This window comes from Variovorax sp. TBS-050B (assembly GCF_029893635.1).
Lineage (GTDB): Bacteria > Pseudomonadota > Gammaproteobacteria > Burkholderiales > Burkholderiaceae_C > Variovorax.
In genome coordinates this window covers 4573014-4596127 of sequence record NZ_JARXYR010000002.1, presented here as the reverse complement: position 1 = coordinate 4596127, position 23114 = coordinate 4573014, and the positions used below count along the sequence as shown (strand labels likewise).

At 67.5% G+C, this 23114-nt stretch carries 26 protein-coding genes; 8 read left to right on the top strand and 18 right to left on the bottom strand.

The window, feature by feature from the left end:
- The 3 genes from ctaD to M2165_RS24415 are packed head-to-tail and all read right to left on the bottom strand — an operon-like array spanning position 1 to position 3922.
- Positions 1 to 2514: a cytochrome c oxidase subunit I gene (ctaD, locus tag M2165_RS24425; RefSeq protein ID WP_280817147.1), complete on the bottom strand. Its 2514-nt coding sequence runs from the start codon at positions 2512 to 2514 to the stop codon at positions 1 to 3.
- A 20-nt stretch (positions 2515 to 2534) separates the two neighbouring features.
- Complete coding sequence (locus tag M2165_RS24420) at positions 2535 to 3488, bottom strand: c-type cytochrome (protein WP_280817616.1); 954 nt, start codon at positions 3486 to 3488, stop codon at positions 2535 to 2537.
- A gap of 5 nt (positions 3489 to 3493) precedes the next feature.
- Positions 3494 to 3922: a cytochrome c gene (locus M2165_RS24415; protein ID WP_280817146.1), complete on the bottom strand. Its 429-nt coding sequence runs from the start codon at positions 3920 to 3922 to the stop codon at positions 3494 to 3496.
- A 76-nt stretch (positions 3923 to 3998) separates the two neighbouring features.
- Between M2165_RS24415 and M2165_RS24410 the strand changes: the two genes are divergently transcribed.
- Positions 3999 to 4859, top strand: coding sequence for a c-type cytochrome (locus M2165_RS24410; protein ID WP_280817145.1), 861 nt, complete (start codon positions 3999 to 4001; stop codon positions 4857 to 4859).
- A 32-nt stretch (positions 4860 to 4891) separates the two neighbouring features.
- Here M2165_RS24410 and M2165_RS24405 read toward each other — a convergent pair whose 3' ends face one another.
- Both M2165_RS24405 and M2165_RS24400 read right to left on the bottom strand, forming a co-directional pair.
- Positions 4892 to 5158 carry a hypothetical protein gene (locus M2165_RS24405; protein ID WP_280817144.1) on the bottom strand — a complete coding sequence of 89 codons (267 nt, stop codon included), beginning with the start codon at positions 5156 to 5158 and terminating at the stop codon, positions 4892 to 4894.
- Positions 5159 to 5192: 34 nt separating this feature from the next.
- On the bottom strand, positions 5193 to 5624 hold the full coding sequence (locus M2165_RS24400; RefSeq protein WP_280817143.1) for a hypothetical protein: 432 nt from the start codon (positions 5622 to 5624) through the stop codon (positions 5193 to 5195).
- A 256-nt stretch (positions 5625 to 5880) separates the two neighbouring features.
- On the opposite strand from M2165_RS24400, the gene M2165_RS24395 reads away from it, so the two are divergent.
- A complete protein-coding gene (locus tag M2165_RS24395; RefSeq protein ID WP_280817142.1) occupies positions 5881 to 6321 on the top strand; it encodes a hypothetical protein in 441 nt (146 codons plus the stop codon).
- Positions 6322 to 6339: 18 nt separating this feature from the next.
- Here the strand turns inward: M2165_RS24395 and M2165_RS24390 are convergent, their stop codons facing one another.
- Complete coding sequence (locus M2165_RS24390; RefSeq protein ID WP_280817615.1) at positions 6340 to 8127, bottom strand: thiamine pyrophosphate-requiring protein; 1788 nt, start codon at positions 8125 to 8127, stop codon at positions 6340 to 6342.
- Between the two features lie 209 nt (positions 8128 to 8336).
- Here M2165_RS24390 and M2165_RS24385 point away from each other — a divergent pair, with 209 nt between their 5' ends.
- Positions 8337 to 8651 carry a plasmid stabilization protein gene (locus M2165_RS24385; protein WP_280817141.1) on the top strand — a complete coding sequence of 105 codons (315 nt, stop codon included), beginning with the start codon at positions 8337 to 8339 and terminating at the stop codon, positions 8649 to 8651.
- A 63-nt stretch (positions 8652 to 8714) separates the two neighbouring features.
- On the opposite strand, the gene M2165_RS24380 is transcribed toward M2165_RS24385, so the two are convergent.
- The 12 genes from M2165_RS24380 to M2165_RS24330 all read right to left on the bottom strand — a co-directional run bounded on the left by M2165_RS24380 (position 8715) and on the right by M2165_RS24330 (position 19040).
- Complete coding sequence (locus M2165_RS24380; RefSeq protein WP_280817140.1) at positions 8715 to 9140, bottom strand: hypothetical protein; 426 nt, start codon at positions 9138 to 9140, stop codon at positions 8715 to 8717.
- Between the two features lie 2 nt (positions 9141 to 9142).
- On the bottom strand, positions 9143 to 9898 hold the full coding sequence (locus M2165_RS24375) for a hypothetical protein (protein ID WP_280817139.1): 756 nt from the start codon (positions 9896 to 9898) through the stop codon (positions 9143 to 9145).
- 13 nt (positions 9899 to 9911) lie between these two features.
- On the bottom strand, positions 9912 to 11498 hold the full coding sequence (locus M2165_RS24370) for a hypothetical protein (RefSeq protein WP_280817138.1): 1587 nt from the start codon (positions 11496 to 11498) through the stop codon (positions 9912 to 9914).
- A 102-nt stretch (positions 11499 to 11600) separates the two neighbouring features.
- Positions 11601 to 12815, bottom strand: a complete 1215-nt coding sequence (locus M2165_RS24365) for a TylF/MycF family methyltransferase (RefSeq protein WP_280817137.1) — start codon at positions 12813 to 12815, stop codon at positions 11601 to 11603.
- Positions 12812 to 13624, bottom strand: coding sequence for a UDP-N-acetyl glucosamine 2-epimerase (locus M2165_RS24360; RefSeq protein WP_348541057.1), 813 nt, complete (start codon positions 13622 to 13624; stop codon positions 12812 to 12814). The genes M2165_RS24365 and M2165_RS24360 overlap by 4 nt, the downstream gene beginning before the upstream one ends.
- On the bottom strand, positions 13552 to 13968 hold the full coding sequence (locus M2165_RS26120) for a UDP-N-acetylglucosamine 2-epimerase (RefSeq protein WP_348541056.1): 417 nt from the start codon (positions 13966 to 13968) through the stop codon (positions 13552 to 13554). The genes M2165_RS24360 and M2165_RS26120 overlap by 73 nt, the downstream gene beginning before the upstream one ends.
- 4 nt (positions 13969 to 13972) lie before the next feature.
- A complete protein-coding gene (locus tag M2165_RS24355; RefSeq protein ID WP_280817136.1) occupies positions 13973 to 15010 on the bottom strand; it encodes an SDR family NAD(P)-dependent oxidoreductase in 1038 nt (345 codons plus the stop codon).
- A 1-nt stretch (position 15011) separates the two neighbouring features.
- Complete coding sequence (locus M2165_RS24350; protein ID WP_280817135.1) at positions 15012 to 15881, bottom strand: SDR family oxidoreductase; 870 nt, start codon at positions 15879 to 15881, stop codon at positions 15012 to 15014.
- Position 15882: 1 nt separating this feature from the next.
- Complete coding sequence (locus tag M2165_RS24345) at positions 15883 to 17562, bottom strand: glycosyltransferase (RefSeq protein ID WP_280817134.1); 1680 nt, start codon at positions 17560 to 17562, stop codon at positions 15883 to 15885.
- Between the two features lie 122 nt (positions 17563 to 17684).
- Positions 17685 to 18077: a VOC family protein gene (locus tag M2165_RS24340; protein ID WP_280817133.1), complete on the bottom strand. Its 393-nt coding sequence runs from the start codon at positions 18075 to 18077 to the stop codon at positions 17685 to 17687.
- Positions 18078 to 18105: 28 nt separating this feature from the next.
- Positions 18106 to 18708, bottom strand: coding sequence for an isochorismatase family cysteine hydrolase (locus M2165_RS24335; protein ID WP_280817132.1), 603 nt, complete (start codon positions 18706 to 18708; stop codon positions 18106 to 18108).
- Positions 18709 to 18827: 119 nt separating this feature from the next.
- Positions 18828 to 19040, bottom strand: coding sequence for a hypothetical protein (locus M2165_RS24330; protein WP_280817131.1), 213 nt, complete (start codon positions 19038 to 19040; stop codon positions 18828 to 18830).
- 184 nt (positions 19041 to 19224) lie between these two features.
- Here M2165_RS24330 and M2165_RS24325 point away from each other — a divergent pair, with 184 nt between their 5' ends.
- The 5 genes from M2165_RS24325 (at position 19225) to M2165_RS24305 (ending at position 23086) form a co-directional block, all read left to right on the top strand.
- Complete coding sequence (locus M2165_RS24325; protein ID WP_280817130.1) at positions 19225 to 20025, top strand: SDR family NAD(P)-dependent oxidoreductase; 801 nt, start codon at positions 19225 to 19227, stop codon at positions 20023 to 20025.
- Between the two features lie 15 nt (positions 20026 to 20040).
- On the top strand, positions 20041 to 21216 hold the full coding sequence (locus M2165_RS24320; RefSeq protein WP_280817129.1) for a DUF3182 family protein: 1176 nt from the start codon (positions 20041 to 20043) through the stop codon (positions 21214 to 21216).
- Positions 21197 to 21976 (top strand): alpha/beta fold hydrolase, encoded by a 780-nt coding sequence (locus tag M2165_RS24315; RefSeq protein ID WP_280817128.1) that lies wholly within the window; start codon positions 21197 to 21199, stop codon positions 21974 to 21976. Before M2165_RS24320 ends, M2165_RS24315 begins: the two co-directional genes overlap by 20 nt.
- A 14-nt stretch (positions 21977 to 21990) precedes the next feature.
- Positions 21991 to 22479 carry a hypothetical protein gene (locus M2165_RS24310; RefSeq protein WP_280817127.1) on the top strand — a complete coding sequence of 163 codons (489 nt, stop codon included), beginning with the start codon at positions 21991 to 21993 and terminating at the stop codon, positions 22477 to 22479.
- A gap of 112 nt (positions 22480 to 22591) precedes the next feature.
- Entirely contained in the window at positions 22592 to 23086 is a 495-nt protein-coding gene (locus M2165_RS24305; RefSeq protein ID WP_280817126.1) for a hemerythrin domain-containing protein, read from the top strand.
- The last annotated feature ends 28 nt before the right edge of the window (positions 23087 to 23114 follow it).

Sequence of the window (23114 nt, the reverse complement as noted above, 5' to 3'; positions counted from 1 at the left end):
TCAGCCCAGCAGCCGCGGCACCAGTTGCACCGCGAGCGCGCCGACGATGCCCTGCACCGTCACGCAGTGCCACATGAGGGCGGTGTTGTCGAGGGTGGCGCGTGCCGCGGGCTGCAGCCGCCCGGCCCAGGAGCGCACGAGCAGGTAGCCGCCCATCAGCATCAGCACGGCGACGTGAAAGCCCTGCCAGCCCAGCAGCATGCCCACCGAGGCGCTCCAGCCCTGCGCGCGCGGATCGAGTCCGGCCTGCAGGTGGCCGCCGATGTCGAGCACGGCCGAGCCGGCCACGCAGGCCATCGCGAACGCCACCAGCAGCCGCAGTCCGCGCTGTTCGCGGGCCTGCGCGCTGCGCAGCGCGCGCATGGCGACGACCATCGCGAGCGAGCCCGCGGCGAGCAGCAGCCCCGCACCCGCCGGCCAGCGCCGGTCGGGCAGCGCCGCGCCCGGCGGCGGGCACACGTCGCCCGCCATCGCGAGGTGGACATGCGTGAACAGCAGCGAGGCGAAGATCGTCATGTCCACCGCGATCAGCACCACCATCGCCCACCAGGAATGCGAGGCGGCGCCGCGCGCGCCGACCGGCAGCTGCACGCCATGACCCACGTCGACCGTGGCGACCGGCGGGGGCTGGTCCGAGTCCCAGAGCCAGCGCATGATGCAGGCCACCGCGAGCACGCCGCAGGCGAAGGCCGGCAGCGGCTGCGACACGGTGAGCAGCAGGAAGAACCCAGCCGTGCCTGCCGCCGCCACGAGCGGCCACCAGCTGTCGGTCGGCAGGCGCAGCAGGTGCATCGGCCGTGCCGCGACCAGGCTGGTCACCAGCGTCTCGCGTCCGCCGAACACCGTGCCCGGCAGCCAGAAGCGCCCGGCCTCGACCTCCTGCGGCAGCGCGGGCCGCTGCCACAGCGGGTAGCGCGAATCCACGGGCGGGATGCTGCGCACGCCGTACTCGCGCGGCGGCAGCCATTCGAGCGTGCCGGCACGCCACGGGTCGCCATGGTCCTGCTCGGGCCGCCGCAGCGTGCGCACCGCGTCCACGAAGAACAGCAGCACGCCCGCCGCGAGCACGTAGGCGCCGACGGTCGAGAGCATGTTGAGCGCATTCCAGCCCAGGCTGCCGTCGTAGGTGTAGACGCGCCGCGGCATGCCGAGCAGGCCCGCGATGTGCATCGGGAAGAAGGCCAGGTTGAAGCCGCCGAACATCAGACCGAACACCCAGCGGCCCCAGCGTTCCGACAGGCGATGGCCGTTGAACAGCGGCGCCCAGTAGTAGAAGCCCGCGAACACCGGGAACACCATGCCGCCGATCAGCACGTAGTGCAGGTGCGCGACGATGAAGTAGCTGTCGTGCGCCTGCCAGTCGAAGGGCAGCACCGCCACCATCACGCCCGTCAGGCCGCCGAGCACGAAGATGAAGTGGAAGCCGAGCAGGAACAGCGTGGGCGCATTGAGCGTGACCCGGCCGCGCCAGAAGGTCGCGATCCAGGCGAACACCTGCACGCCGCTCGGGATGGCGACGATGAAGCTGGCGGCCGACACCAGGAGCAGCGAGAGCTGGCCGAGCCCGGCGGTGAACATGTGGTGCGCCCAGAGCGCGAAGCTCACCACGCCCACGCCGATCAGCGCCAGCACCACCGCACGGTGGCCCACGAGCGGCGTGCCCGCGAGCGTGGCGGCCATCATCGAGACCATGCCCGCGGCGGGCAGGAAGATGATGTAGACCTCGGGGTGGCCGAAGAACCAGAACAGGTGCTGCCACAGCAGCGGATCGCCGCCGCGCGCCGGGATGAAGAAGGGCCAGTCGAAGGCGCGCTCCAGTTCGAGCAGCATGGTCGCGGCGATCACGGCCGGGAAGGCGATCACGATCATCAGCGCGCTCACGAGCATGGCCCAGGCGAAGATCGGCATGCGCATCAGCGTCATGCCGGGCGCGCGCGTGAAGAGGATGCCGACGATCAGCTCGATCGCGCCCGCAATGGCCGAGATCTCGATGAAGCCGATGCCCAGCAGCCACCAGTCGGCGCCGCGCCCGGGCGAGAACTCCTTGCCGGTGAGCGGCGGGTACATGAACCAGCCGCCATCGGGCGACTGGCCGAAGAAGAGGGTGCAGAAGAAGGCCAAGCCGCCGATGGCGTAGGCCCAGAACGCATAGGCCGAGAGCAGCGGAAACGGCAGGTCGCGCGCGCCGAGCATGCCCGGCAGCAGGTAGATGGCCACCGCTTCGACGATCGGCACCGCGAACAGGAACATCATCACGGTGCCGTGCATCGTGAAGAGCTGGTTGTAGGTGCGCGCGTCGATCAGGTCGTTGTCGGGCACGGCCAGCTGCGTGCGCATCATCAGCGCGAGGATGCCGGCCAGCACGAAGAAGAGCATCGCGGTCGCGATGTAGAAGACGCCGATGCGCGTGTTGTTGACCGCCGACAGATGCCGCCAGCCGCGCGGCGGCTCCCAGGCGCGTTCGAGCGCCTCGCGTTCGCCGGCCGGGCGGGGTGCGGGAGAGGGAGCGGGCATGTCTGCCGATGCGGCGTGCGTCATTTCGGTTGGGCCAGCCAGCTGGCGATCGCGTCGAGTTCGTCCGGCGGGATGCGCTGGCCCGACGAGGGCATCTGCGCGCCGGGCTTGAGCTGCTGCGTGTGCGCGACCCACCGCGCGAGTTCGCCAGGTTCGTTCGCGACCGTGCCGGCGCCCAGGTGCAGCCGGCTGCCCACGTGCGTGAGGTCGGGGCCGAGCCGGCTCTGTTCGCTCACGCCGCGCACGGTGTGGCAGGCATTGCAGCGGTGCGCGAGAAAGGCCTCGCGCCCGCGCGCGACCGCAGCCGACGGCGCGGCCGGTGCCACGGCCGGCCGCGCCTGCGCCGCGAGCCAGGCGTCGAAGGCGGCGGGCGGCTCCGCCACCACGTGCAGCGCCATGCGCGCATGCTGCTCGCCGCAGTACTCGGCGCACTGGCCGCGCCACACGCCGGGCCGGTCGGCCTGCAGCAGCAGGTGCTGCACGCGGCCCGGCAGCATGTCCATCTTGCCGCCGAGCGACGGCACCCAGAAGCTGTGGATCACGTCGGCGCTGCCGAGGCCGAAGTACACCGGCCGGCCGACCGGGATGCGGATCTCGTTCGCGGTGACCACCTCGGCGCCGGTCGCGGGGTCACGGTAGCGCACCTCCCACCACCACATGCGGCCCGTGACGCCGACGATCAGCGCATCGGACGGCGGCACCGGCCGCCACGGCGGGCGGTGCCATTCGCTCCAGGCGAAGAGGGCGGTGAGCACGGCGGTCGGAAACACCAGCCCGCCGCCCACGATCCACCAGCGTGCATCGACCCTGCCGCCGGCGCGGCGGCGGATGGCGAGCACGAGCAGCAGCATGACGCCCGCGAAGATCAGCGTGCCGCCGACCGCGAGCACCACGCTCACCTGCAGCAGCGAGTCCGCGACCGGGCCCGCGGCCCGCAGCGCGGACTGGGAGGGCGCCTCGCCCGCGGCGTGGATCGTGCTCATTCGAGGCTGAGCAGGTAGGCCGCCATGTCGCGCGCGTCGGCCGGCGACACGCCCATGGCGGGCATCGTGGTGCCGGGCACCAGTTCGGCCGGCGCGACGATCCAGCGCGCGAGCTGCTCCGGCCGGTTCGGCACCTGGCCCGCGATGTAGCTGCGGCGGCCGAACGCGGCCAGCGTGGGGCCGGTGCGGCCGCGCGCGGCCGGCACCTCGGGAATGGCATGGCAGCTGCCGCACTGGTACTGCGCGAGCAGCGAGCGGCCGCGCTCGATCTGCGGCTTGTGTTGCTGCTGCTGCTGTGGGGGCCGCCCGGCGGCGGGCGGCGTGGGGGGCGCGCCTTCGTCGGCCGGCGCGCAGCCGCAGGCCAGCAGCGCCAGCATCGGCAGGGCGCTGGCGCGGACAGCGCGTCGGGAAGGGGCGGCCACCATGCCGCGATTCTGCAGACGGGAACGCGGCCTGCGCCGACACGGCGGCGCCGGCGCGCGTCGGACAATGCCGCGATCGATGCGTGCACCGAAGACCGTTCTCCTCACCGTGGCCGCGCTGGGCCTCGCCGGCGCGGCGGCGGGCGCGCTGGTGGTGTACGGCGGGCTCTACGACGTCTCCGCGACCTCGCAGCACACGCAGCCGGTGTACTCGCTGCTCGAGACCGCGATGCACCAGTCGGTGCGGCTGCGCGCACGCCGCATCGAACCGCCGCCGCTCGACGACGAGCGCCTGCTGGTGCGCGGCGCCGCCTGCTTTCGCGACAAGTGCGTGCAGTGCCACGGTGCGCCGGGCGTGGCGCAGAACGACATCGGCAAGAGCATGCAGCCGCTGCCCGGTCCGCTGGTCGACGCGCGCCAGCACTGGAAGCCGCGCGAACTGTACTGGCTCACCAAGCACGGCATCAAGATGAGCGGCATGCCGGCCTGGGAGCACCGCCTGTCGGAAGAGGAGCTCTGGTCGGTGGTGGCCTTCCTCGGCCGCCTGCCCGACCTCTCGCCGCAGCAGTACGCCGAGGCGGTGCGCGTCGCGCCCACGGGCGCGCAGGGCGCGGCGCCTCCCGCCTGCGGCGCGGTGCCCGATGCGGCGCCGGCCGGCGCGGGCGACGTGCGGCGCGGCGCGCAGGCGCTGCACCAGTACGCCTGCAGCGCCTGCCACACCATCCCGGGCATCACGAGTTCGTCGCCGCACGTCGGGCCGCCGCTCGCGGGCATCGCCGAGCGCCTGCTGATCGCCGGCAAGCTGCCCAACACGCCCGAGAACATGGTGCGCTGGCTGCGCCACACGCACGAGGTCGATCCCCATTCGGCGATGCCCGAGATGGGCGTGAGCGAGAAGGACGCGCGCGACATCGCGGCCTACCTGGGCACGCTGCGCTGACGGTTCGGGGAGGAGCCGCGGGGAGCGGCCGTTCAGAACTTGGACGCCGTCCGCTCGTCGTCGACGGTGGCGATCCGCAGCCGCGCACGTTCGTGCTTGACGACGAGCTCGGCGCAGCGCTCGCGCCGCGCGGCATCGTCGGGCGAGGCCTCCGTGCATTCGACGAGCAGTTGCGATTCCGCGAAGTCGAGGCCGTGGAGCACCTCCTGGCCATGCGAGTTGATGGCCAGCAGGTTCTCCGCGGCGAGCTGCGCGCGCAGGGCGTCCGGAATGGCGAGCGTCTGCAAGTGCGTCACCATTTCAGGGTCCGGAAGCCGGCGTCGGCATGCGGCCTTACTTCTTCATGGCCTTGATGTCGGCCTTGCCCTTGGCCTGCTCGGCCTTGGCTTCCTTCACGCAGGCGTCCTTGGCGTCGCCCTTCTGGTCGTCGCATTTCTCCTTGGCGACCTCGTAGGCGGCCTCGACCTTGGCCTCCGCGAGCTTGCGCGCATTGGCGTCGCTGGGCTTCTGCTTCTGTTCGAGCTCGGCCTTGGCCACCTTTTCCTTGCCCTTGGCCTCTTCCATGCAGACGTCCTTGGCGTTGTCCTTCAGCGCGTCGCATTTTTCCTTGGCCGCCTTGAAGTCGGCCGAGATCTTGTCGCGCGCGGCCTTGTACTCGGCCATGGCCGGATCGGTGGCCGCCGACGGGGTGGTATTCACTTGCGCATGCACCTGGACCATGGCGAGGCAGGATGCTGCAGTGCACATCATTAGCAGTTTCTTCATGGTGATCTCCTTGACGCCGGTGGGTTTGTTCTTGAAGCGAGGGTCCGTCGTCGAAAGCCAATATAGAAGCGGCCCGCGGCGCACCGGTAGGACGCCTCGCGAACCGGCCGTAAGCACATGCTGACGCACTTTCGGCATGCCGCCGCGTCGGTGCCGCCCCCGGCCGGCTCGCGCGCACGTCCTACCGGGCGCGGGGGGGCGGCGCGCACACTGGCGGCAGCGGACGCCGGCAGCGGCGGCCGCACAGGAGATCGCCATGACCAAGCTTTTTCAGGTACTGCTTTCTCTCGCCGTGGTCGCGTGCACGGCGATGCCTGCGATGGCGCAGCAGGATGCCGCCCCGCGCCCGGCCGAGATCGACGCGGCCACCATGGACCCCGCCATCGCGCGCCAGCGCATCGCCGCCCAGTTGAAGGCCGCGCTCGAACGCTGCGAGGCGCAGGCCGCCGGCGCGCGCGCGGTCTGCCAGAAGGAGGCCGAGGGCCGCGAGAAGATCGCGCTGGCCGAACTCGAACAGCAGCGCAGCCCCGGCGAGGCCAGCGAGCGCCGCCTTGCCGAGACGAAGGCGCGCGTGGACCAGGAGATCGCGCACGAGAAGTGCCAGGCACATGCCGGCGACGAGCGCGCCGCCTGCCTCGCGCGCGTGGACGCCGAGGCCGGCCGCGCCCGCCAGGAAGGCGTTCGCCCGCGGCCGTGAGCGCGCGGGCGCCGCGCCTCAGGCCGTGACGCTGGCCCAGTACTCGCGCGCGGCGGCCTTGATGGTGCGCATCGCTTCCGGATCGCCCTGCCACAGTGCCGCGAGGTAGGCCCGGGCCTGCGCCAGCGACACGTCGGGCGGCAGCGGCGGCACGGCCGCATCGGTCACCATTTCGAGCAGCATCGGGCGGTCGGCCGAGAAGGCGGCGTCCCAGGCGGGGCCCACGGCCTCGGGCGTGTCGACGCGGAGGGCCGAAAGGCCGAGCATCTCGGCGAAGCGCGCATACGGAAAGTCGGGCAGGACCTGCGAGGCCTCGAACTTCGGATCGCCGCCGAGCACGCGCTGCTCCCAGGTCACGAGGTTCAGGTCGCGGTTGTTCAGCACCATGATCGCGAGGCGTGGATCGGACCAGTCGCGCCAGACGCGCGCGAGCGTGATGAGCGCGTTGATGCCGTTCATCTGCATCGCGCCGTCACCGAGCATCGCGACCACCGGCCGGTCGGGGTGCACCATCTTGGCCGCGATCGCATACGGCAGCGCCGGCCCCATGGTCGCGAGGCCGCCCGAGAGGCTGGCCTTCATGCCGCGGCGCAGCTTGACGTCGCGCGCATACCAGTTGGCCGCGGTGCCGCTGTCGCAGGTCAGCACGCATTCGTCGGGCAGGCGCGAAGAGAGCTCCCAGAACACGCGCTGCGGGTTGAGCGGCGAGGCCGCGACATGCGCGCGCGCCTCGAGCACGCGCCACCATTTCTCCACGTCGGCCTCGATGCCGCGCCGCCAGGCGCCGTGCTCCTTGCGATCGAGCAGCGGCAGCAGGGCGGCGAGCGTGGCGCGGCTGTCGCCGACGAGGCCCAGCTCGGTGGGATAACGCAGGCCGATGGCGCGCGGATCGGTGTCGATCTGCACGCAGCGCGCCTGGCCCTCGGGCGGCAGGAACTCGGCATACGGGAACGACGAGCCCACCATCAGCAGGGTGTCGCATTCCTCCATCATGCGCGAGCTGGGCCGGGTGCCGAGCACGCCGATCGCGCCGGTGACGAAGGGCAGCGCGTCGGGCACCGCGGCCTTGCCGAGCAGCGCCTTCGCGACGCCGGCGCCGAGGTGCTCGGCCACGTGGATCAGCTCGTCGGTCGCATGCAGCGCGCCCGCGCCCGCGAGGATCGCGACCTTGCGGCCCGCGTTGAGGATCTCGGCCGCGCGACCGAGCGCCACCGGCCCCGGCACCTGCGCGCAGGCGGTGCTGCCGATGCCGCTGTGCACCGTGCCGTGTTCGCGCGGCGGCACCGGCACCGCCGGCAGGTCCTGCACGTCGTTGGGGAAGATCACGCAGGTCACGGCCCGCCGGTCGCGCGCGATGCGCATCGCGCGGTCGATGAGGTGGCGCACCTGCTCGGCGCTCGTGGCCATCTGCACGAACTCGTGCGCCACGTCCTTGAACAGCGAGACCAGGTCCACTTCCTGCTGGTAGTCGCCGCCGAGCGCGCTGCGCTTCTGCTGGCCCACCAGGGCCACCACCGGCTGGTGGTCGAGCTTGGCGTCGTAGAGGCCGTTGAGCAGGTGGATCGCACCCGGCCCCGAGGTGGCGAGGCAGACGCCCACCTCGCCAGAGAACTTGGCGTGCGCGCAGGCCATGAAGGCGGCGAGTTCCTCGTGCCGGCTCTGCACGAACTCGATCGCGCCGTCGGCCCGGTCGAGCGCGCCCATCAGGCCGTTGATGCCGTCGCCGGGGTAGCCGTAGACGCGCCGCACGCCCCAGTCGTGCAGCCGCTGGACCACGAAATCGCTGACCGTCGTCGTCTTCTTCATCATCATTGCTGGCGCTCCTTGTGCTGGCAGCCGACCATGCTCGGGGCCCTGCGCGGCGCCGGCTGTCGTGCAATGGGCCCCAGGGGCCGTCGGTGCAGTCCCACATGGCCGCCGCCAGACTGCTCCCACGCACAGGGGCAGGGTCTTCCGACCCGCGGCGCACATGCCCGGCGCAGGATGAAGAGTTCTTCACTCTCCAGGAGAGCCACATGCCAAGAGGCGACAAGTCGTCCTACACGGACAAGCAGAAACGCAAGGCCGAGCACATCGAGGAAGGCTACGAACACCGCGGCGTGGCCAAGGGCGAGGCCGAGCGCCGCGCCTGGGCCACGGTGAACGCGGAGACCGGCGGCGGCAAGAAGAGCGGCAGCGGCCGCGGCAAGGCCGAGAACCATGCGTCCTCGCGCAAGGGCGGTCACAAGGGCGCGGCAGCCGCCGCGTCGCGACCGGCCGCGGCACGCTCCGCATCGGCGAAGAAGGCGGCCGCCACGCGCAAGCGCAATGCGGAGCGGCGCAGCGGTTGAGTGGCGCGCGAGGCGCAGCGCGCCCTGACTAGCGGGTCGGACTTCCGCAGAGGCGGACCTTCGTCAGCCCCGCAGCCGACGGAGAATCTGCAGCGCAAAGCGCCGCAGTAGAGGGATTCTGTCCACGATGCGCCTCAGACGCAGACAGAGCCGCCAAGAGGTCGAAGCCTGCATCTGGCGCAAGCTTTCGATGGCTTGTGCCTTCTCCGCCTTGCACTGCTCGGACTCTGCGACGGTGGCCTGAAGCAGCGCTTCCATCTTCACGCATGACAGGCGTGCCTCTTCATAGGCTCGTCGCAGCGTGGCCTGCGCGTTCTGTTCGAGACGTGCCTGCTCCAGCATCTGCTCGGTACGCGACAAGACAAGCCGGGTCGCGTGGAGCTCGGCAAACAGCTCCGCTCGACTGGCGAGATCGCCACCATCCTGAGCGACCGCGACAGGGCCGTTTTGTTCGGAAGGGGCTGATGGAAAGCTCTCAAACGAGGTCATGATCATCCTGGTTGGCCGCGCCGCAGTTGATCGGCCGCTCCGTCGGCGTCGCCGAAGCGCTTCAGTTGGCCGGCGTACCACTTTGTCAGTTCCACCCATTCGGTGCCGAACGCGGGCAAGCCGCATCTGGCTTCGAATTCGGTGGTGGCGCTGCCTCGAAAGTCCACGGTGATGATGGGCAGGTCGCCCTGCCGAAGACTGCCGTCGGGCGCAAAACGCAGAGGCAATTCCTCGTGGCGGGCGCGGTCGAACCCGAAGCCTGCGTCATCGAGAACGAAAAAATCGTGCATCGAGCTGGAGGGGCCGAAGTCGTCGCGAAAGGCTTGGCCGATCGCGGCCGAAAGTCGCTCAGGATGCGTACTGCGCCGCGCGGCGACCAGACCTGCGTTGGCGATCACGATCTCGTGCGAGTCGAGTGCGGTCTGCAGCGAAGGCCAAGGCTTCATCCATACATGGCATGCGTCCACGCAGATCACCACATCGGCGCCAGCCTCGAAGGGGGCCGCGAAGGCCCGCTCGAGCAACGCCGGGGTGCGCCAGGGTTCGTTGGTGGACCGGCTTCCGTGAGCCGACGGCTTCGCGGGAGGCGGCAGCTCCGGCGTGGCCATCCTCGCGTCAAAGATGCCAGCGGCGAAGTCTTCCCACGGCGCGGGCGGCGTGTCATGCACGAAAAGCCACTGGAACCAGTCGGGATGGTTTCGCCGCAGCGACGTCGCAGCGACGCATGCGCGCGCAATGTCGCGCGCGTGAACCAGCATGAAGGCGTGTGTTTCAGGTGTGCAGGAGGCTGGCATGCTCGTCCGTCAGGAGGAGGGCAGTGGCGTCGGTTCGCACGACCTGCCCCTGCGTGTCGGAACTCCTTTGCAGGTCGAGCAATTCGCCGGACAGGAAAAGAGCCTTGAGTTCCGTCTCGGTTCTGAGCGTCATTCCGCGGCTGTCCCCGGCATCGGCAATGAGCCATCGAACGTTTCCGGAATCCTTTCGCGCGACGACGAACGCGCCAGCGGCCAAGGCTTCGCAGGTGACGAATGAAAAGGTCTCATGGCACTGAGACCAATTCACGACGACGTCGATCTCGTGATCCCTCACGGCCCGCACCATGGCGGCTGGATCATCCGCGGTCACTTTGACTGGAACCTCGATGATGCTGTCGCTGCCCGACGAGCCATAGCCGAAACGATAGAAGGCATAGCGCTCATCGCCGGCCAGAAATTCCGCCAGCCGCCGAAACACCGGCCAACCTTTGACCGTCGCCGTGTTGCCCAGGTACGCAACCCGCTGTGGCATGCGAGGCCTGCTCCGGCGGGGCGCTTCGCCAAGGGCGAGGCGGGCGAGGGGCACGACCAATGCTTGGCGGTGGGCAAGCTTTCCACGCTCGAGCCAGATGTCCAGCGTCGATCTCGACGGTGTCAGGATGTGCGGTTGCAGAACCTCGAAAAGGCGCCGCATGGCCCTGACATGCAGAGCCCTCTGTGTCCCTTTGGAGCAGACCATGCACGCGTTCGAGTCGAGCTCCGGCGCCCGACAGAATTCGACATCATTGCGAAGGAGAAACGGATCGACGCATAGTGTGTAGAAATCGTGGATCCAAACGATCGGCGTCTCGGCACAAGCGGCAGCCAGCGCGACCACGCTGGCGACGTCGAAGCCCATCAGATGATGAATCACCAGGCGTGGGCGCCCGCCAAAACGGGTTGAGGCGTTCTTCAGACCCTCGGCCAGAAGCACATCGGAAATCGTTCCGATTCTCTGGCCATTGATGCTCAAGACCAGCAGTGCTGCACCAGCCTCAGGCCTGTCGACCAGCCACGGCTCCCGCATGACGGGGCAGACGTGGATGTAGCCCCAGTTCGCGCGCAAGAAAGACGCCGCTTCGGATGCGACGACGTTCTCGACACCGCCGGTGGAGCTCAGGTAATGCGTATGGCTGATCGATAGAAAACACTTGGCGAGCCCCGACCGAAAATGGAGCGCGAGCTCTCGCGAGAGTTGCTCGGCTTCGATCAGATCATTCGAGGGCTTGCCATTGAAAGTGGCCTCGCGCGGCGGCGAGGACTGCAGGACCGTCTGGACCTCTTCATTGAGAACCGGCCACTGGAAGGAACCCAGGAGGCCTCTGCGCAAAAAGTGCAGCAGAGGATTGCTGTCTCCTGCCGTACTCGTGGGCTCGGCCGCCATGTAGGGACGGAGATCCAGCGTCTCGCTCGGCCTCCGGCCCTCCCGGGCTCCGTGAGACATGAAATGGGCGAAGGCGTCGACGCCGGCACTGCGCACGTCGTCGTTGACGCGAAGGTAATACGCCTCGTCGAACAGCGCCCTGGCAATCTCAAGCTCCCACGCCGATGCTTGTGCCGTCATAGCTCTCCGCGCGATGTTTGGAAGCTCGATCCGCGGAGAAGATTCATGCCGGTCCGGGCCGCGCAGCGTGGCTGGACGATCGAGTTTCCCTCGCGCCTCGCATCACGCCCTCGTTTTCTTCCAGTACACGGCCGCGCCATCGACTTCCTGCAGTTCGTCCTCGATCGATGCAGCGCGCCGGAAATCGTGCACGGCCTGCTTGCATCCTTCCAGAATGTAGTCGTCGATGATGACATACCCGCCCACCGAGACTTTGGCGTAGAGGGCCTCGAGCGTCTCGATCGTGGATCCATACATGTCGCCGTCCAGGCGAAGGACAGAAAGCGCTTCGATGGGGGCCCGAGGGAGCGTGTCCTTGAACCAGCCTTTGAGAAAGCAGACCTGCTCGTCGAGCAGACCGTACTTGCGGAAGCTCTGCTGCACCTCTTCGAGCGTCACCTGCAATTGGGTGAACGTGCTGTGCTGATCACCTGCATCCGATGGGTATTTGGGATCGGGTGGAGGAAGACCCGCAAAGGAATCCGCCACCCAGACACGCCGATCCCGAACGTCGTGAGCCGCGAGCACAGCGCGCGCCAGTATGCAGGCTCCCCCCCGCCACACGCCGGCCTCGAGAATGTCTCCGGGAATTCGTTCCGAAATGGCCTGCTCGATGAGCATGCGGAAGTTCCGCAGACGGGCCGAACCGATCATGGTGAGTGCGGATGACGGCCAGTCGCGCCCGATCGCGCGCACGCTCGGATCGAAGGACTTGGACCAGGGGTCCATTGGCGCATCGTTCCAAAGGATGCCCGTCAAAGCATCTTCAAGAAGGTTCAGATAGATGGTGGCAAGACCTTCGGAAGTGCCCCCCGTCGGTCGCTTGATTCTCGCGACCTCGGAGGTCAGGACAGCCAACTGACCGAACAGCTTGCTCTGTGCCAGCGCCTGATCCTCGCGCGACACCGCCCGGTCCAGCAGTCCATTCAGGCTCTCCTGTTGCGCCTGGAAGCCCGACGAAATCTTCTCGCTCATCTGAGCGAAGAATTTTTCGAACGACGCATTCTTTGCGACCTGCGTTTCCAGTTCGCTCAGCGCGATCGAGAGCGCCTCATTGCGCACCGCGGCACGTTGATGGTCGCTGCGCATCACATAAAGCTGGAGTTCCAGCTTCTCGTGCTGGCGGCGCGCCTCCTCCAGAGCCCGGGAATGGGTCTGCTGAAGTTCATGAAGCTGCCGCTGGCTTTCGGTATGCCCATGCGCATGGAACATCGCAAATTCGTACAGGCGGCGAAGCGGAGGAATGGTGAGCGCGAGCCTCTTAGCAGCAGTCCTCATCCCTTGACTCCCTGAGCATTGTTCATGTTCTTGTGCCAGACCCGGTCGTTGATGTAGTCGATGTACGAGAGGACGATCTTGACGACCTTGGCGGAGACGGCGCCTGCCTGGTAGTCCCGGACGGTCCCGGCCGAGCGCCGCCCGAAGCCGAACTCCTCCATGGCGCACCGAACGGCGTCGAGCAGCTTGTCCGGCACCATGCTGCACATGATCAAGGTGCCGGCATCCATCCCTTCGGGACGCTCGTGGCTGTCGCGCATCGTGACGGCGGGGAGGTCCAGCAGCGCCGCTTCTTCGGTGATGGTTCCGCTGTCCGACAGAACGCAAGCCGAGTTCTTCTGCAGGTGAACGTAGTCGGTGAAGCCGAAGGGCTCGAGGAACACCACGCCGGAAGGCGTGCTGCCGCCACCCGATTCCGCGAGCCTTTTTCTCGTGCGGGGATGGGTCGACACGACCACGGGCCAGCCGTAAGCGTCGGCCAGGGCGCGCAGGCATTCGAGAAAAGCGGCCAGCCGATGGGGTGAATCCACGTTCTCTTCCCGGTGGGTGCTGACCAGGAAGTACTTTCCCTTTTCGAGATCGAGCTTCTTCAGGATGTCGGACGATTCGATCTTCGCGGCGTGTCGCAACAGGACTTCCTCCATGTGCGAGCCGACAACAAAGGTGCGCTCCGGTGGCAGGCCTTCTGCAAGCAAATAGCGGCGGGCATGTTCCGTGAGCGTCATGTTGACGTCGCTCAGGTGGTCGATGACCTTGCGATTGAGTTCTTCCGGCACACGCTGGTCGAAGCATCGGTTGCCGGCTTCCATGTGTGGAAAACCGGAATCTTGCGGCGCTTCGCCGCGAGGATGGCCAGTCCGGAATTCGTGTCGCCATAGATCAGGATGGCCTCAGGCTTCTCCAGTTCGAGGATCCGGTCGGCTTTCTCGATGACGTTGGCGATGGCGGCTGCGGGTGTGGATGCCGCAACGTCGAGAAAGTGATCCGGCTTGCGGATCGACAGGTCGTCGAAGAACACCTGGTTCAGCGAATAGTCGTAGTTTTGACCCGTATGGACGAGCACGTGCTGCGTGAGCCGATCGAGGCGCTCGATGACGAGGCTCATCTTGATCAGCTCCGGGCGGGTGCCCAGGATGGTCATGACCTTGCGCACGCGCTTACTCCTCCGTCGGCTCGGACAAGCCGAGCTTCGCTTGCTTGACGTAGTCGAGCTTCTCCAGAACCTCCACGACCTGATCGACATTCAGCCGATGCGTGTTGTGGCTCGTGTAGTCGTCCGCTTCGCTGATGCGGCTTTCACCGACGGTGGTGAACTTCGAGTAGTTCAGGTCGCGCGCATCGGCCGGAATCCGGTAGTACGCCCCGAGGTCGTCGGCGCGCGCCATTTCTTCGCGGGCGACCAGGGTTTCATAGAGCTTTTCACCGTGCCGCGTACCGATGATCTTGATCTTGGAGTTGCCACCGAAGATGCGTTGAAGCGCCTGGGCAAGAACGTCGACGGTCGCCGCAGGTGCCTTCTGCACGAAGATGTCCCCCTGGGCCGCATTGGAATACGCAAACAGCACCAGATCCACCGACTCGTCCAGCGACATCAGGAAGCGAGTCATCGTCGGATCGGTGATGGTGATGTCCCGCCCTTCGCGCAACTGCTTGATGAAGAGAGGAATCACGGAACCGCGGGATGCCATCACGTTGCCATAGCGGGTTGCGCTGAGCACCGTGTTTCCCGCGCTTCTCGAACGTGCGACCACGATCTTTTCCATCATGGCTTTCGACAGTCCCATCGCGTTGATGGGGTAGACGGCCTTGTCGGTACTCAGCGCGACCACGCGCTCCACGCCGCAGGCGATCGCCGCCGAGATCACGTTCTCGGCGCCCAGCACGTTCGTCCTGACTGCTTCCATGGGGTGGAATTCGCACGAAGGCACCTGCTTGAGCGCGGCGGCATGAAACACGAGGTTCGTGTTGCGCATCGCTTCGTGAACGGACCCGCTGTGGCGGACGTCTCCGAGAAAGAAGCGCAGCCGGTCGTCATTGAATTGGCTGCGCATGTCGTCCTGCTTCTTCTCGTCGCGAGAAAGAATGCGGATCTCCTTTACGCCTGCCCGCAGGAAGCGGCGAACCACTGCCTGCCCGAACGAGCCCGTGCCGCCAGTAACGAGAACGGTTTTTCCATTAAGAATATCGAGGTTCATGTCAGATCCCATTGGCGTGCATGGCAGAAATCATCTGGTTCCAGTCCGGCGCTCGGTAGCCGGTTTCGCTTTGGAAGCGACTGCTGTCGAGCGAGCGATCCAGCTTGAACTCCCGGTCTTCGAGGATGGTCGTTCCCTTCCCGTAGATCGCGTTGATCAGCTTCAGCAGCGAGTACTTGTCGATCGGTGCGGCCGACACGTGCCACAGGCCTTGAAGTTCTGGACGAGGCAGCACGACTTCGCCGATGACCTTTGCGAGCTCGTGCGTGGTCAAACCGGAAAAGATGGCATTGGCAAATCCCTTGACGGGCGATGGCGCGTGGAGAAACCAGTCCACCAGGCCGTGCTGGCCCTGGATTTCACGCCCGATGATGCTGGTCCTGAGCGTGATCGCATTGCCGCGCGTGAGTTCTCCGAGCAGCTTGGACCTGCCGTAGAGATCCGTCGCGTCCGGCGCATCGGACTCCTTGTACATGCCGCGGTCGCCCTTGAAGACGCAGTCCGTACTGATGTGGACCACCCTCGCGCCAACGAGCTCGCACAGGCGTGCGAGGCGATGAGGAAACAATGCGTTCAGCGGGAGGGCTGCCAGGGGATCGTCGGCATTGCCGAGCTGTTTGACCAAACCGACGCAGTTGATCACGGCGTCGGGCCTGATGCGTGCCAGCACCGTTGCAAGCACGTCGGCATCCAGCACGTCAACACCGGTCAGCAGCCGCTCGCCCATTTCCGTCGGCAGGGCCGAACGGAGCGACGCGGATCTCATCGAACCGAAGGCTTCGAACTCCGGCCGCCCGTTGAGCACGCGCAGCACCTCGTGTCCCAGCATCCCGGTAGCGCCGAGAACAAGTACTTTGAGTCGTTTTTGCAAGTTAGATTCTTCCTATGGCTTCGAGGGGGACGGACTGGGAGATATTCCAGGCCTGGTCGATCAGCGGGACGGCCCAATCCGCTTCGCTGACGCGAGCGCGTTGCGCGGTGATTTCTTCGAGGTGAGCACGCAAGCTGTCCAGTTCGGCCAGATGCTTGCCGTGAATGGGGTGGCTCTGGATGATTTCGATCATGGCCGCGACCCCTCGGACTTGCTTGTCCAGCGACATGGCCGCGCTCGTGGCGGACCATTCCACGACGGAGAGAGGCTCGTCGATTCCAAGCAGAAGGTATTTCGCCGCCAGATCGATCCAGGCAAGAATGTCTTCGCCCAAATGGCAGCCTGCTGGAAACAGGAAGCCCTCATCCACGATCGAGCGATGCAGCATCACGGTAGGCACCGCGATCGGACAGGACCGGATGAGCTCCGGGTAGCAACGTCCACCGAACTGTCCGCTGTGCCAGATGCCGAGCGAGTTTTTTCGCTCGGGATAAGAAATGTAGTAGCTCGTGTGCGAGAAGAGCGCGCCATGCTCCTGCATCAGGTCGAGCTGACGGCGGATCTTGTTCGGCATGAACGTGTCGTCGCCGTCGAGAAAAGCGATGTACTCGCCCTTCGCGCTCATCATGCCCCGGTTTCTCGCTGCCGCTGCACCTCGGTTGGCCTGGCGGATGAGCTTGATGCGCTCGTCGCTCTGGGCGAGACGTTCGATCGAACTCGTATCTTCGGTCGAGCCGTCATCGACCAGGATGATCTCGAAGCGCGCTCCGATCTGCGACCTGACACTCTCCACCGCTCTGTGCAGCAGGTTGATTTCGTTGAAGAACGGGATCACCACGGACGTGAGCGTGTCCCGCGATGCATGCTTGGCGAGATTCAACGCGTGCGCCGAGGCCTTCTGCATCGGGGTCAGTTCGAGGAAGACGCCGAGCGACTGATAGAAGCGCCGACTGCTGCCGCTGAGCTGCGCTCGCTGCGTCGGGCTGCGGTCGTCGATCATTCGCGTCCACAGCGGATCGGATTCGGGCGCCAGTTTTTGTGTCTGCGTGTCCTGCTGCGGATGCACGCGGTACTGGATCAGTACTTCGGGCTGATGGAAGAACTCCTGCTTGTCGAGGATCTTGTTCCAAAGGTCGTAGTCTTGCGTGAACCGGAGGCGCTCATCGAAAACGCCGAATTCGCGCATTGCGGCGATCGGTACCAGCAGCGAACAGCCGTTGATCATGCCGTTGAGGAGCGGCAGACGCGGAGAGCGGCGGATGCGGTCGACCGGAAGCCGCACCGTGGTGATCAGCTTATCGTCCGGATCGATCAGGTCGTAATCGGAAAAAAGGCACGCATCGGTCCGCCCGAGATCGGACAGGAAGCGCATCTGCGCGCTGGTCTTGTGGGGAAGGTGGATGTCGTCGTGGCTCAGCCACGCGAAATACGTGCCCTTCGCATGCGCCACCGCTGTGTTGAGTGCGCCTGCAACCCCGCGATTTTCCTGTTTGATGTAACGAATCCGGTTGCCGTATTCGAGCGCGATCGCCTCGGTCAAACCACCGTCCGTCGATCCATCGTTGACTACGATGACTTCAACGTGGGGGTAGTCTTGGGCCAGTGCGCTCTCGATCGCTTTTTTTAGGTAATTGCTCCCGTTGAATACAGGGATGCAAATTGAGACAAGTTTGTCATCCATATCGTTGTAATGGCCTCCTGTCAGCGCCTGATCATTTGTAATCTGATCGGCGGCATTATCGCAGACCGGTACAGGTGTGATTTTCGGTCTGAGAGGCAGGCTCGGTTGGGGGTCCTCAGGGCTCAGGGCGTGTGCACGAAGCAGAGCTTGTGCCCCTCCGGGTCCAGGCAGTAGGCCGCATAGAAGTCCTCGGCATAGCGCGGCCGCAGGCCCGGCTCGCCGGCATCGGTGGCGCCGCGCGCGAGGGCGCCTTTCCATGCCGCGTCGACTGCCTCGCGCGAGGCCGCGAGAAAGCTCACCTGCGAGCCGTTGCCGGCCGAGGCGGGTTCGCCGTTGAACGGACGGTGGATCACGAACTGCGGCCAGCGGGTGCCGGGGTGCCGCCACAGCACCCCCGCCGGGCCCACGCGGGCGAGGTCGGTGAAGCGCACCATGCCGAAATGCCGCAGCACCTCGTCGTAGAAGGCGGTCATGCGGTTCAGGTCCTGCACGCCGAGCTGGATGTGCGCGAACATGGGCGGTCCTCCGTTCCAGGGCGCGGGGTCAGCGGCCGCCGCGGCGCGCGGGCAGGCGGATCCGGGGGCCGGGGGTCGTGGGCACGCACAGCGCCTCGGCCGCTTGCTGCAGAAAGCGCGCGTTGCGCTCCGGCGTCTGCGAGGCCACGCAGTCGCGCGGCACCACGGCCTCGAAGTCGCGCATGCCGGCGTCGGCCACGGTGGCCCAGATGCACTGGTCGCTCGCCACCCCGGTCACGATCAGCCGCCTGGCCTGGAGGTAGGCGAGCAGCAGTTCGAGCGGCGTGGCGAAGAACGCGGACTGCTTGGGCTTGAGCACGAAATAGTCGCTCTCGCCGGGCAGCAGCGTCGTGGTGATCTCGGCGCCCGCGCCGCCTGCGTCCAGCGAGAGCTCCACGAGCCGGCGCAGGTCGGAGCGCCAGCGCCCGCGGTTGTCGTTGACGTAGACCGTGGGCACGCCGGCACGCGCGCAGCGCGCCTTGAGCGCGGCGATCGGCCGCGCGATGGCATGCGCGCCGGGAAGCAGCTTGTCGGCATCGGGAAAATCCCAGCAGCTGATCATGTCGATGATCAGCAGGGCTGTGTGGCCGGCGGCGTGTTCGGGGGCGAGGGCGGGCGGGGCAGATGCCATGGCGGGCGAAGTCGTCGTCGGGTCGTTTCGCAGGCCCCACGATTCCCAAGGCGCCGCGCGCGCACCGTAGGAAAGCTGCGCGTGATCGCGCAAGCCGCAGCCGGCCCTCAGGGCTCCCCTCAGGGCTCGGGCGGCAGCCGGCAGGCGGCGCGGAGTTCGTCCAGACGCGCCTGCGCCACCTCGAAGCATTCGGCGAGCTGCGCGGGCGTGGCACACGGGTAGCCGGCGGGCGCCTGCAGCGCATTGCCCAGTCGTTCCCAGGCGGCCTCCCAGGCCAGCTTGGCGAGGGCGCGGGGGTCCGGAGCGGAAGGAGGATCAGCGGGCTTGGTCATCCTGTGTCCTGGGTGGCGGCAGGCGGAGTATGCGTCAGGACCGGCGCCAGGGCGAGGCATGCGTAGGAGGCCGCTTTCACCAGCTCGCGTGTTATGCCGCCCCGGCGCGCCCGAAGCTGTTCGACCATGGTCGCGGACGCACGCCGAGTCCGGCCTTCCTTCACGTTCACAAGGAGCTTTCCCGATGAACACTTCCGCTTTCACCCGCCCCTTCGCGATCGTCACCGGCGCCTCCTCGGGCATCGGCCTGGAGCTCGCGCGCTGCTGCGCCAACGAGGGATTCGACCTGCTGATCGCGGCCGACGAGCCCGAGATCGAGGATGCGGCCGTGCAGCTGCGTGCGCGCGGCGTCGAGGTGCAGCCGGTGCAGACCGATCTTTCCACCACCGCGGGCGTGGACCGCCTGCTCGCGGCCGCCGGCCAGCGGCCGGTGAATGCGCTGCTGGCGAATGCGGGACGCGGCCTCGGCCATGCCTTCCTCGACCAGAACTTTGCCGACGCGCGGCACGTGCTCGACACCAACCTGACTGGCACGCTGTACCTGATCCACACCGTGGGCGGCGCGATGCGCGCGCGCGGGGAAGGACGCATCCTCATCACCGGATCGATCGCGGGCTTCATGCCCGGCAGCTTCCAGGCCGTCTACAACGGCACCAAGGCCTTCCTCGATTCCTTCGCGCTCGCGCTGCGCGAGGAGCTCAAGGACAGCGGCGTGACGGTGAGCTGCCTGATGCCGGGGCCGACCGACACCGAATTCTTCGATCGCGCCGACATGCTCGACACCAAGGTCGGCCAGGACGACAAGAAGGCCGATCCCGCGCAGGTCGCGCGGATCGGCTTCGACGCCATGATGAAGGGCGAGGGCGACGTGGTCGCGGGCTGGAAGAACAAGCTGCAGGCGGCGATGGCGAACATCACGCCTTCGGAGCTGCTCGCGAAGCAGCACCGCCGGCTCGCCGAGCCCGGCACGGCGGAGAACCGCTGAACCCCGGGGCCCGCCATGAACACCCTTCTCGACGCCGGAGCAACCCTCGTGGACACGATCCTCCAGCACACCGGCGGCAGCGTGGTCGTCTGGAGCGCCGACCCGCAGGCCTATGCCAGCGACCACGAGCGCGCGACGCGCGGCAACTTCGCCGAGCGGCTGGCGGCGCTGAAGCAGTTCCGCTTCGCGGGCGAGTACGACGCTTCGCGCGCGCAGGAGCGTACGCCGCCGCTCTACTTCGTGCCGAGCGACACGGTCTCGAGCACGCAGCTCGCGCGCTCGCTAGGCATCTCGACGCTGCACGACCTGTTCGGCGGCGTGGTGCCGCACCCCTTCGTCGCGACCAAGGCCATCACCCATCCGCTGGTCGGACGCGCGGCCGCCTGCCCCGAGGGCTGGCAGCCGGCCTTCGCGGAGGCCGTGGCCGGCGTGGTGCTGAACGGCTTCTCCGCCTTCTCGCGCGAAGACGCGCGCTGGGCCGGGCGCCACCTGCTCGCGAACGGCACCGTGCGCGTGAAGCCGGTCTGCGCGACCGGCGGACGCGGCCAGACGGTGGTGGGCGACGCGGAGGCGCTGGACCAGTGCCTCGGCGCGATCGACGAGGGCGAGATCGCGCGCCACGGCGTGGTGATCGAGGAGAACCTCGCGCAGCCCGACACCTTCAGCGTGGGACAGGTGCTGGTCGACCAGATGATCGTGAGCTACTACGGCCGCCAGCGCCTGACGCTCGACAACGCGGGCCAGAAGGTCTACGGCGGCTCCGACCTGACGCTGGTGCGCGGCCGCTTCGACGCGCTGCTCGCGCTCACCAGCCCGCCGCCGGCGCTGCGGCTCGCGATCGACCAGGCGCGGCACTATCACCATGCGGTGATCGACAACTTCCCCGGCTTCTTCGCCTCGCGCGTCAACTACGACGTGGCGCAGGGCACCGGCGCGGGCGGCGCCTGGCGCTCGGGCGTGCTCGAGCAATCGTGGCGCGTGGGCGGCGCGACCGGGGCCGAGATGCTCGCGCTCGAATGCTTCTGGCGCGACCCGGTGCTCGAGCGGGTGCGCGTCTCCTGCTACGAGGCCTATGGCGCGGCGGCGGCCGTGCCCGCCGGCGCCACGGTGCACTACCAGGGCACCGACCGGCAGAACGGGCCGATGACGAAGTACGCAGTGCTCCAGCCGTATGACAGCGACCCGACATAACTTCATCGACATCTCCGTGGACGGCCAGCACATCGCCGGAACGCTGGTCGCCGCTTCCACCATGGTTCCCGGCGTGCTCCTGGTGCACGGATGGGACGGCAGCCAGGAGCAGTACATCGCGCGCGCGCACGAGATCGCCGCGCTGGGCTGCGTCTGCCTGACCTTCGACCTGCGCGGCCATGCGCGCCATGCGTCGCTGCGCCAGGAGGTCACGCGCGAGGACAACCTGCGCGACGTGCTCGCGGCCTACGACACGCTCATCAGCCATCCGACCGTCGACCCCGACGCGATCGCGATCGTCGGCAGCAGCTACGGCGGCTACCTGGCCGCGCTGGTCAGTGCGATGCGGCCGGTGCGCTGGCTCGCGCTGCGGGCGCCGGCGCTCTACCGCGACCGCGAATGGCTCGCGCCCAAGGGCCAGCTCAGCAGGCCGGACCTCGTGGCCTATCGCCGCACGCTCGTCGGGCCGCGCGACAACCGCGCGCTCGCCGCCTGCGAGGCCTTCACGGGCGACGTGCTGATCGTCGAGTCGGAACACGACCAGATCGTGCCGCACCCGGTCATCGAGAACTACCTCGGCGCCTTCAAGCGCGTGCGGTCCGCCACCTACCGCGTGCTGTCGGGTGCGGACCATGCGCTGTCGAAGCAGTCGCACCGGCAGGCCTACGGGCAACTGCTGGTGTCGTGGATGACCGAGATGACGCTCGGCGCCAGGTCCGCCGGTCCGATGACGCGCCCGCTCTCCAAGACACCCGCATGAACACGAGGACCGCCATGAAGAACCCACCCCCCGCATCGTCGGCGCTGCGCACCGGACTGATCGCCGGCAGCTGCGCGAGCGTCGCCTCCACCGCCGCACTGATGCTCTGCGGCCGCCGCGAGGCCGGCAGCATGGTGGCGCCCACCAATGCCACGAGCCACTGGCTCTGGGGCGACAAGGCCTTCGCCGTGCGCCGGCCCACGCTGCGGCACACCGCGCTGGGCTATGCCACGCACCATGCGAGCGCGATCTTCTGGGCGCTGCTCTACGCCTGGCTGCATGCCGAGCGCCATCCGCCGCGCACGGTGCCCGAGGCGCTCGCCGGTGCGGGTGCGGCCACGGCCGTGGCCTTTGCGATCGACTACACGGTCACGCCGCGCCGGCTCACGCCGGGCTTCGAGCACCATCTGTCGAAGCGCTCCATGGGCGTGGTCTACGGGCTCTTCGCGGTCGGCCTCGCGGCGGGCTGCCTGCTCGCGCAGCGCGGTGCGCGCAGGCCCTGAACGGTGGCGCGAGTAGTGCGCGCTGCTACGTACACACAGGTCGCTTTCCTACGTCGCGGTCGAGGCAGTCCTTCCATCGTTCAGCTTCCATCAACCAAACCCGGAGCCCACGATGCCCACTTCCACCAAGCGCTCGGCACCCGATGCCTGCAGCCTGCTCGATACCGACCACCGCAACGTCAAGAAGATGTTCAAGGAGTACGAGGAACTGACCCACTCGCGCGCCGCCAACGTGCAGGAGAAGAAGCGCGAACTGGCCAACCAGATCTGCATGGAGCTGACCGTCCATGCGCAGATCGAAGAGGAGATCTTCTATCCGGCGCTGCGCGAGGCGCTCAAGGAGACCGATCTTCTCGACGAGGCCGAGGTCGAGCATGCCAGCGCCAAGGAACTGATCGCGCAGATCGAGTCCGCCGCCGACGTGGACGACAAGTTCGACGCCAAGGTCATCGTGCTGGGCGAGTACATCGACCACCACGTGAAGGAAGAGCGCAACGAGATCTTCGTGAAGGCGCGTGCCGCCCGCGGCCTCGACCTGATCGAGATGCGCGAGCAGCTCGCCGCGCGCAAGGAAGAGCTCATGGAAGAGCTCTCCGCGACGGCCTGACGCGCAGCACCGCGCATCCGCCCCGGCC

Bases quoted from the DNA above. Each gene is read 5' to 3' on its own strand.
- ctaD (WP_280817147.1), bottom strand. From the start codon at position 2,514: ATGCCCGCTCCCTCTCCCGCACCCCGCCCGGCCGGCGAACGCGAGGCG.
- M2165_RS24415 (WP_280817146.1), bottom strand. From the start codon at position 3,922: ATGGTGGCCGCCCCTTCCCGACGCGCTGTCCGCGCCAGCGCCCTGCCG.
- M2165_RS24410 (WP_280817145.1), top strand. From the start codon at position 3,999: ATGCGTGCACCGAAGACCGTTCTCCTCACCGTGGCCGCGCTGGGCCTC.
- M2165_RS24405 (WP_280817144.1), bottom strand. From the start codon at position 5,158: ATGGTGACGCACTTGCAGACGCTCGCCATTCCGGACGCCCTGCGCGCG.
- M2165_RS24400 (WP_280817143.1), bottom strand. From the start codon at position 5,624: ATGAAGAAACTGCTAATGATGTGCACTGCAGCATCCTGCCTCGCCATG.
- M2165_RS24395 (WP_280817142.1), top strand. From the start codon at position 5,881: ATGACCAAGCTTTTTCAGGTACTGCTTTCTCTCGCCGTGGTCGCGTGC.
- M2165_RS24390 (WP_280817615.1), bottom strand. From the start codon at position 8,127: ATGAAGAAGACGACGACGGTCAGCGATTTCGTGGTCCAGCGGCTGCAC.
- M2165_RS24385 (WP_280817141.1), top strand. From the start codon at position 8,337: ATGCCAAGAGGCGACAAGTCGTCCTACACGGACAAGCAGAAACGCAAG.
- M2165_RS24380 (WP_280817140.1), bottom strand. From the start codon at position 9,140: ATGACCTCGTTTGAGAGCTTTCCATCAGCCCCTTCCGAACAAAACGGC.
- M2165_RS24375 (WP_280817139.1), bottom strand. From the start codon at position 9,898: ATGCTGGTTCACGCGCGCGACATTGCGCGCGCATGCGTCGCTGCGACG.
- M2165_RS24370 (WP_280817138.1), bottom strand. From the start codon at position 11,498: ATGACGGCACAAGCATCGGCGTGGGAGCTTGAGATTGCCAGGGCGCTG.
- M2165_RS24365 (WP_280817137.1), bottom strand. From the start codon at position 12,815: ATGAGGACTGCTGCTAAGAGGCTCGCGCTCACCATTCCTCCGCTTCGC.
- M2165_RS24360 (WP_348541057.1), bottom strand. From the start codon at position 13,624: ATGGAAGCCGGCAACCGATGCTTCGACCAGCGTGTGCCGGAAGAACTC.
- M2165_RS24355 (WP_280817136.1), bottom strand. From the start codon at position 15,010: ATGAACCTCGATATTCTTAATGGAAAAACCGTTCTCGTTACTGGCGGC.
- M2165_RS24345 (WP_280817134.1), bottom strand. From the start codon at position 17,562: ATGGATGACAAACTTGTCTCAATTTGCATCCCTGTATTCAACGGGAGC.
- M2165_RS24340 (WP_280817133.1), bottom strand. From the start codon at position 18,077: ATGTTCGCGCACATCCAGCTCGGCGTGCAGGACCTGAACCGCATGACC.
- M2165_RS24335 (WP_280817132.1), bottom strand. From the start codon at position 18,708: ATGGCATCTGCCCCGCCCGCCCTCGCCCCCGAACACGCCGCCGGCCAC.
- M2165_RS24330 (WP_280817131.1), bottom strand. From the start codon at position 19,040: ATGACCAAGCCCGCTGATCCTCCTTCCGCTCCGGACCCCCGCGCCCTC.
- M2165_RS24325 (WP_280817130.1), top strand. From the start codon at position 19,225: ATGAACACTTCCGCTTTCACCCGCCCCTTCGCGATCGTCACCGGCGCC.
- M2165_RS24320 (WP_280817129.1), top strand. From the start codon at position 20,041: ATGAACACCCTTCTCGACGCCGGAGCAACCCTCGTGGACACGATCCTC.
- M2165_RS24315 (WP_280817128.1), top strand. From the start codon at position 21,197: ATGACAGCGACCCGACATAACTTCATCGACATCTCCGTGGACGGCCAG.
- M2165_RS24310 (WP_280817127.1), top strand. From the start codon at position 21,991: ATGAAGAACCCACCCCCCGCATCGTCGGCGCTGCGCACCGGACTGATC.
- M2165_RS24305 (WP_280817126.1), top strand. From the start codon at position 22,592: ATGCCCACTTCCACCAAGCGCTCGGCACCCGATGCCTGCAGCCTGCTC.